Annotated in this window: 7 protein-coding genes; 6 read left to right on the forward strand and 1 reads right to left on the reverse strand. The window is 38.9% G+C overall.

Annotated features, from left to right (window positions below; genetic code table 11):
• Nucleotides 1-44: 44 nt before the first annotated feature.
• The 6 genes from VXK47_RS06900 (at nucleotide 45) to trxA (ending at nucleotide 6,816) form a co-directional block, all read left to right on the forward strand.
• Nucleotides 45-1,799: a sensor histidine kinase gene (locus VXK47_RS06900; RefSeq protein WP_435548036.1), complete on the forward strand. Its 1,755-nt coding sequence runs from the start codon at nucleotides 45-47 to the stop codon at nucleotides 1,797-1,799.
• Nucleotides 1,777-2,148, forward strand: a complete 372-nt coding sequence (locus VXK47_RS06905) for a response regulator (RefSeq protein ID WP_435548037.1) — start codon at nucleotides 1,777-1,779, stop codon at nucleotides 2,146-2,148. Before VXK47_RS06900 ends, VXK47_RS06905 begins: the two co-directional genes overlap by 23 nt.
• Nucleotides 2,149-2,151: 3 nt before the next feature.
• Nucleotides 2,152-2,799: a hypothetical protein gene (locus VXK47_RS06910; protein WP_435548038.1), complete on the forward strand. Its 648-nt coding sequence runs from the start codon at nucleotides 2,152-2,154 to the stop codon at nucleotides 2,797-2,799.
• Between the two features lie 411 nt (nucleotides 2,800-3,210).
• Nucleotides 3,211-4,953, forward strand: a complete 1,743-nt coding sequence (locus tag VXK47_RS06915) for an ATP-binding protein (RefSeq protein WP_435548039.1) — start codon at nucleotides 3,211-3,213, stop codon at nucleotides 4,951-4,953.
• Nucleotides 4,954-4,975: 22 nt separating this feature from the next.
• Nucleotides 4,976-6,337 carry a sigma-54-dependent transcriptional regulator gene (locus tag VXK47_RS06920; protein WP_435548040.1) on the forward strand — a complete coding sequence of 454 codons (1,362 nt, stop codon included), beginning with the start codon at nucleotides 4,976-4,978 and terminating at the stop codon, nucleotides 6,335-6,337.
• Nucleotides 6,338-6,357: 20 nt separating this feature from the next.
• A complete protein-coding gene (gene trxA / locus VXK47_RS06925; RefSeq protein WP_435548041.1) occupies nucleotides 6,358-6,816 on the forward strand; it encodes a thioredoxin family protein in 459 nt (152 codons plus the stop codon).
• Nucleotides 6,817-6,843: 27 nt separating this feature from the next.
• Here the strand turns inward: trxA and VXK47_RS06930 are convergent, their stop codons facing one another.
• Nucleotides 6,844-7,428 (reverse strand): cysteine hydrolase family protein, encoded by a 585-nt coding sequence (locus VXK47_RS06930; RefSeq protein ID WP_435548042.1) that lies wholly within the window; start codon nucleotides 7,426-7,428, stop codon nucleotides 6,844-6,846.
• Nucleotides 7,429-7,833 lie beyond the last annotated feature (405 nt).

Here is a 7,833-nt window from a genome sequence, read left to right on the forward strand (position 1 = left end):
TACATAATGAAAATCTCTTTCCCTAAGTCAGCTTTGGGCATAATATGTCTGTTTTTGAAATTATAAAACCGAAATTCTGGGACTACCAGGATGTGGCAGCAGGTCCGCATAAACACCTTTTTAATTTCAGACGCATCTGGCAACTTGCAGTTGTGCTGATATCTTTGGTGGCGATAGTTCCATTAGTTTCTATTACCCTTATAGATTATAAAGTTACTCAACAGGCTGTAGAGACTGACTTTCTCTTGCGTACAACCCGTCTTGTTTCAAATACATGGCGTACTGTTTCATTTTTTCTTGCCGAGCGAAGATCCGCCCTTGATTTTGTTGTAAGAGATAATAACTATAATTCATTGTGTGATTCAAAAAGACTTTCCGAAATCCTGAAAAACCTGAAACAAGGGTTTGGCGGTTTCATTGATATTGGAGTAATAGATTCAAACGGTCTGCAAATGGCTTATGCAGGGCCATATAAACTGGAAGGCATCAATTACCATGACCAGGGCTGGTTTAAGGACGTCATATACAAGGGGGTCAATGTAAGCGATGTTTTTATGGGTTTTAGGCGCACCCCACATATTGTTATTGCCGTCAGACACAACCTTGCAAACGGTTCTTTCTATATTCTCAGAGCCACTATTGACACCGACAAATTTAATGATCTTCTTGCCCACCTTGAAGTTAGCGGTCAGGGTGATTCTTTTCTGATAAACAAGGAAGGGGTACTTCAGACACCTTCAAGAGATTTCGGAAAGGTTTTGGATAAGATTCCTTTGTCTGTTCCCGAATTTTCAGAACACACACGCGTTTATGAACAAACTTACCAGGATAAAGAACTTGTAACAGGATATGATTACATTCATGACACGCCTTTTATCCTGATGATTGTAAAACAGAAGGCCGAACTGATGAAGCCGTGGCAAAAAACCCGGTTTCAACTCATAGGTTTTCTTATTGCAAGCATTAGTGTCATAGCACTTGTAACCTTAAGTGTTTCCACATATCTTGTAAACAGAATACTTCTTGCCGATCAGAAGCGTATCATGACCTTACACGAGGTTGAATATTCGAATAAAATGGCTTCTATCGGAAGGCTTGCCGCAGGAGTGGCCCATGAAATTAATAATCCTCTTGCCGTTATTAATGAAAAAGTCGGGCTTATCAAAGATATGCTCACAATGAAAGACGAGTTTAAAGAAAATAAAAGATTAGTTGAACTTGCCAACTCAGCCCTTTATTCAGTGGACAGATGCGGAACAATTACAAAACGCCTGTTAAATTTTGCACGTCATCTGGATGTTAAAATCCAGCAGGTAGATATTGGTGAAGTGATAAAAGATGTTTTGGGATTTCTAAGTAAAGAGGCTGAATACAGGAGTATCAAAGTTTCAGTAAATGTTGCCGGCAATATTCCGCAATTTGAAAGTGACAGGGGAAAACTTCAGCAAATATTTTTAAATATTGTAAACAATGCATTTGCTGCCGTAAAAGACGGCGGTAAGATTGATATTACAGCAAAGCGCGAAGGAACCGGTTTAATTTCAGTAACTTTTACAGATAATGGTTACGGAATTCCAAAAGCGGATTTGGAAAGGGTTTTTGAACCGTTCTTTTCAACCAAAACAAAACAGGGGGGGACGGGTCTTGGCCTTTCCATAACTTATAGTCTTGTACATGAATTGGGCGGAAGCATAGGAGTTCAGAGTGAAGTAGGTAAAGGTACAAGTTTCGTTGTCATCCTTCCGCTTAAGATGGAGAAGAAAGAGGTGAAAAACAATGAAGATATTGCTGGTAGATGACGAAAAGGAGCTGGTATCAACTCTTGCAGAGCGCCTCTCATTAAGGGATATTGAGGCGGATTGGGTTACAAGCGGAGAAGAAGCTATACAAAACACTGAATCTAAAACATATGATATAGCTGTTCTTGATGTTAAAATGCCTAAAATCGGAGGAATTGAACTTAAGAAAAAACTGGAAGAGAAAAATCCCGGTTTAAAATACATTTTTATAACCGGTCATGGATCAGAAGACGATTTCAAGGCTGCTTCAAACGAAAAAGGTGCCGAATACTATCTTGTTAAACCTGTAAACATTGATGATCTTGTCATAAAAATGAAAGAAATATGTTTAAAAAAGGAACAGGTGTAAACCTTGACATCAAAAACAGATGTACATGGCGATAATGCACTTAAATTTTTTGGAAATATGACAGCATCAATTTCTCATGAAGTAAATAATGTGCTTGCAATTATAAATGAGAATGCAGGGCTTCTGGGGGATCTTTGCGCAATGGCTGAAAGAGGGCGTCCAGTCGACCCGGGAAGAATAAAAGTTGCTTCACAAAAAATAATAAGTCAGGTTCAAAGAGGGGATACAATTATTAAGAATCTTAATAAATTTGCCCATAGCGTTGATGAACCTGATTGTAAAGCTAATGTTAATGATATCATTTATTTGATTTCCGGCCTATCGGAAAGATTGGCTGTAATGCGAGGAATAAAACTTGAAATAATTGAGAAGGCTGACCCTGTGTTTGTCAGCACAAATCCGTTTTTACTTGTTACGCTTATATGGTTCATTCTGGATTATGCCATGTCAGCCGCCGGTAAAGAAAAAACCGTTTGTCTGAATGCAGAAAAAAAACAGGATAAGGTGGTTATTACTTTTTCCAACCTTAAAGGGCTTGCTGAAATAAAGCCGGATCAGTTTCCCGGAGAACGGGAACAAACTCTTTTATCCAAACTTTCTGCGGAAGTAACTTTTGATATTGCTGATCAAAAGATCGTCATTGTGCTTTAAATTCCAATCATTTCCCTCAGGCCTTAGTTGCTGACCAAAACAATTCTTGATATAAAATAAAATATGCCGGATACTATGTATGCAAACATAATGGTTTTGTTGCCATTATATTCTTTAGAGCCAGTCTCAAAACGTCCCATTCAGGCCGATCTCTGCGTTGGGCTCAAATTTTAATCCTCGAAATACTAAAGGTATTCCTGTGGTTAAAATTTTCGCCCGCCTTGACCTTGACCAAACTGAAACGTTTTGAAAGTGGCTCTTGAAAGTACTTATAGCATTTGACGGAATAACATTCCGATTGCTTGATTGTAATCGGGTATACGTACCCATACCCAATCGGAACAGATTTATGACAATTGCTATAATCAGGATAAATTTGCCCGCAACTTTCTTACTTTTGATAACTCTATTATGATTAAGAGAATAATCAATAACAAATTCTGGACCGGTTTTCCTTCATGGATATTAATAGGTGCATTTGTTGTGCTTCTTCCTATTTTTGCCTTTATGACGGTACAAAATATACAACGATGGGATACGTACAACACCCGCCTTTTACTCGAAAAAGGCACAGCACTTATCCGTTCATTTGGAGCAGGTGCAAGAACCGGGATAATGGGAGATTATATCGGAAGTTTTCATCTGCATAATCTTTTAACCGAAATTGCGATGCAGCCTTATGTTTCGTATATTCTTATAACAGATACCGAAAAAACTATTGTTGCACACAATAACCCCGACTATGAAGGTGAAACCTACAAAACTGATATTGATCTGAAGAAAGTCTATCTGACAAATGAAATACGGTGGCATATTTTAAAAGGACCTGACAAAATAAAAATATTTGAAGTATATAAAAGATTTACTCCTGTCGGCGGTATCTACGGCGAAGGTATGATGCGAAAATTTTTCAACCCGCGGTATGATATTAAAAATCCCAGGCAGTCAGAGCTTATAATATTTGTCGGTCTCGATATGACTTCTGCCGAGCAGTCAAGAATTGCAGATACGAAGCACTATATATTTACAGGAATAGTATTGCTGCTTATAGGTTTTGCAGGTGTCGTACTGCTTTTTATGACTCAAAGCTATAGAAGTACGAGAGACTCTTTATCAAGAATTAAGGTTTTTTCCGATCACCTCGTGGAAAATATGCCTATCGGCCTTATTGCAGTAGATGGCAACAGAAAAATTGCTTCATTTAATAGTGCAGCAGGATCAATTCTTTCCCTTCCGTTTCCGGAAGTTATAGGTAAAAAAATTAAGGAAGTACTTCCAGAAGGCCTCTTAAATCTTATAACCGGAGCGCAAAATCAAAGCGGTGCGGCTGAAATTAATATAGACTGTGTCTTAAATAACGGCCGAATCATCCCTCTTGAAGTCGGAGTTTCTATCTTAAAAGATGAAAATGCCAATTTTATTGGGCATATAATTCTGTTTAAAGATTTAAGTGAAGTTCAATCTCTTCGCAGAGAAGTTGCAAGAAGCCAGCGCCTCGCATCTCTTGGAAGCCTTGCTGCAGGAATTGCACATGAAATAAGAAATCCATTGAGTTCCATAAAAGGCCTTGCAACCTATTTCATAGAACACAACGAAAAAGAGGAAGATAAAGATATTGCTAAGATTATGATTCAGGAAGTAGATAGGCTTAACAGAGTTGTAAGCCAGTTGGTTGAGCTTGCAAGACCGGTGTCTATATCGAAAAAGCCTGCCCCGCTTAAATCCGTGATCGAAGATTCGATAAAGCTTCTTAAAAGAGAAGCTTTGGAAAAGAACATTAAAATTACAATTCATATTCCGCCGGAAGAAATTCAAATAGCTCTTGATAAAGACAGGATAACACAGGTTTTGCTGAATCTTTATCTTAATGCAATTGAATCAATGGAAAAAGGCGGCAGACTGTCTGTTGATGTTTCCAAAAAAGATAAGGGAGCGATTATCAAGGTTTCAGATACAGGATCCGGTATTAAAAAAGAAGATCTTGCTCTTGTTTTTGATCCGTATTTTACTACAAAATCAACAGGAACAGGTCTCGGGCTTGCTATAGTTTATAATATAATAGAGGCTCATGGTGGTAAGATTACAGTACAAAGCCGTCCTGGGCAAGAAACGGTGTTTACAATTTTTTTACCGCATGCAAAGCACAAAGAATAGCCTTAAGGAAATAAATATCAATATGAGACATAAAAACACAATTCTTGTTGTAGATGACGATACGGCGCATCGTACTATGCTGCGCACACTTATAGGCGGATGGGGATACGAAATATCCGAAGCAAACGACGGAGCAGCAGCAATTGATGCAGTAAATATTAAACCCTATGATCTTATTTTAATGGATGTAAGGATGATAAAGTTGTCAGGAATTGAAGCGCTTAAAGAAATTAAAAATATCAATCCTGCAATTCCGGTGATAATAATGACCGCCTATTCTTCTGTTGAATCGGCAGTTGAGGCTATTAAATACGGCGCTTATGATTATCTTACAAAACCGCTTGATTTTGACAAATTAAAACTGACTATTAAAAGGTCTATGGAGCATCTTAATCTTAAAGAAGAAAACCGCCTTCTTAAGGAAAATCTTGAGATGCATTTTGACAGACGAAATATAATAGGGCAAAGTCAGGCTATTTCGAAACTATTTGAAACTATTGCCCTGGTTGCTCCGTCTGAAGCTATCGTACTGATAACAGGCGAATCCGGAACAGGAAAAGAATTGATTGCAGGAGCTATCCACTTTAACAGTGCAAGAAAAAACGGACCTTTTGTTAAAATCAACTGTGCCGCAATTCCGGAAACTCTTTTGGAATCAGAGCTGTTCGGTCATGAAAAAGGAGCATTTACCGGTGCAGATAAAAAAAAGGATGGAAGATTTCTTCAGGCGGCCGGTGGAAGTATTTTTCTTGATGAAATCACTGAAATGCCACTTACAATGCAGGTCAAGCTTTTGCGGGTGCTTCAGGAAAGAGAGATAAGCAGAGTAGGCGGCAATGAAGTTATAAAAGTGGATGTAAGAATAATTGTCGCATCCAACAAAGATATTCAGGAGATGGTTGCATCCGGGTCTTTCCGTGAAGATCTTTACTACAGGTTAAATGTGGTAAATATAAAGGTGCCTCCTTTGAGGGAGCGAAGAGAAGATATCCCCCTTCTTGCCATACATTTTCTTAAAATGTTTACTGAAAGAAACCATAAAAACATAAAAGGATATACTCCGGCAGCTTTGGATGGAATTATAAAATATAACTGGCCCGGCAATGTACGGGAGTTAATGAATGCTGTTGAAAGGGCTGTTGTGCTTGCCCGTTTTGATTTTCTGGATGAGAAAGATTTTGAAACAATCCGGGGGGAATCCGTGAAAAGTGAAATTACGCAATCTTTTGACACCTGGGATATGCCACTTGAAGAAATTGAAAAAGCAACTATATTAAAGACACTGGAATCATCGAATGAAAATAAAAGTGAGGCGGCCAGAAGGCTTGGTATAACAAGAAGAACGCTGCATAAGAAATTAAAAAAATATGGAGTGATGCCTTAAGAGAAATTAAGGAGATATAAATGAGCCAGCAGAATACACGAACAATAAGATGTACAAAATGCGGAATAAAAAATAAAATCCCGCTTGATAAGGCCGGTTCTTTTGCCAAATGCGGAAAATGTTCTTTCCCGCTTGATACAAGTGATCTTTTAAATAAAAAACCTGTAATTGTGACAGATGGTAATTTTGGGGTAAAAGTTTTAAAATCCCCGATCCCTGTATTGCTTGACTGCTGGGCTCCATGGTGCGGGCCATGCAAGATGATAGGGCCTGTGATGGAAGAACTTGCGGCAGAATATTACGGCAAAATAAGAGTTTGCAAACTTAATGTAGATGAAAACCCGGCAACGTCTTCAAGATTTAAAATAAGCAGCATTCCGTCAATGCTGATATTTGACAAAGGAGTGCTAAAAGATACAATCGTAGGAGCGGTTCCGAAACAGCAGATTGCGGGAAAGATTTCTTCTTTTATTTTATAGACGTTCTTGCCGAAGTTGTTTGTGAATTTATTGCAGGTTTGCCAGAAATTCTTCTGAATTGGAAATCTCCGTAATTCGACTCAGGATTTTGGCGATGGTAAATTCATGCACCTCAACTGACATACTGGCGCAGCAGTCTTCCAAAACGATCACGCGGTAAACGGCATCAACGGCATAGCGTGCAGTTGCCTCAACCACCCATTCTGTGCTGATGCCCATGAGAACCAGAGTATGCACTTCCTTCGAACTAAGAATGCTCTGCAGATCAGAGCTATAGAAAGCGTTAACGCGGGGACGGCTGACAATGATATCGCCTTCTTCATGGCTGAGGGATTTATCAATATTTGCTCCATCTTGCCCTGTAATGAAGATTCCCATATCTTTAATGCCGCTGAACATGCGGTTGCGCGCGGATACTTCAGGGTAGCCCCGGCGAAATTGAATAACAACATGGATAACAGGCAGAGCCGCGTTCCTTGCGCCGTCAAGAACTGCCTTTGCTTTTTGTAGCACATTGTGCTGTTTGGCCATGGCATTTGCCGAAACGATCATTTGTTGAAAATCCATCGCCAGAACGGCTGTTTCAGACAAATCCAAATGCAGGTCTGCCATGCTTATCTCCTTGACAAGGGTTAATATATATTGAAGATTAAATATCAGCAAACCTTGAAACAGTCAATGTTCATTTTAAATTGTTCTGGCAAATCTATTTAATATAATTGAAATAATCAAACTTATTCTATGCCTTTACCGTCATGCCGGACTTGACCCTGTATCCGGAACCCAATGGAATTAATGAGGAGATTTAATAAGTCGGTCAAGTTTTGCCGCAAGGCGACCACCGTGTCGATTTAAGTGTTAACGTCGGCGAAATATCCTTTCAACGCATTGCATATCAAAGATGTTTTGGAGGGGATAGCGGTAAAAGACAGCAAAGATTCTTTTGGAGACAACAGTTGTCCCCAAGAGTTTATTTATATGCAAATAATGATGCAGAACAAAGAGAACATCATTCCA

It is taken from the genome of Desulfobacterium sp. N47, assembly GCF_051233685.1.
Lineage (GTDB): Bacteria > Desulfobacterota > Desulfobacteria > Desulfobacterales > RPRI01 > RPRI01.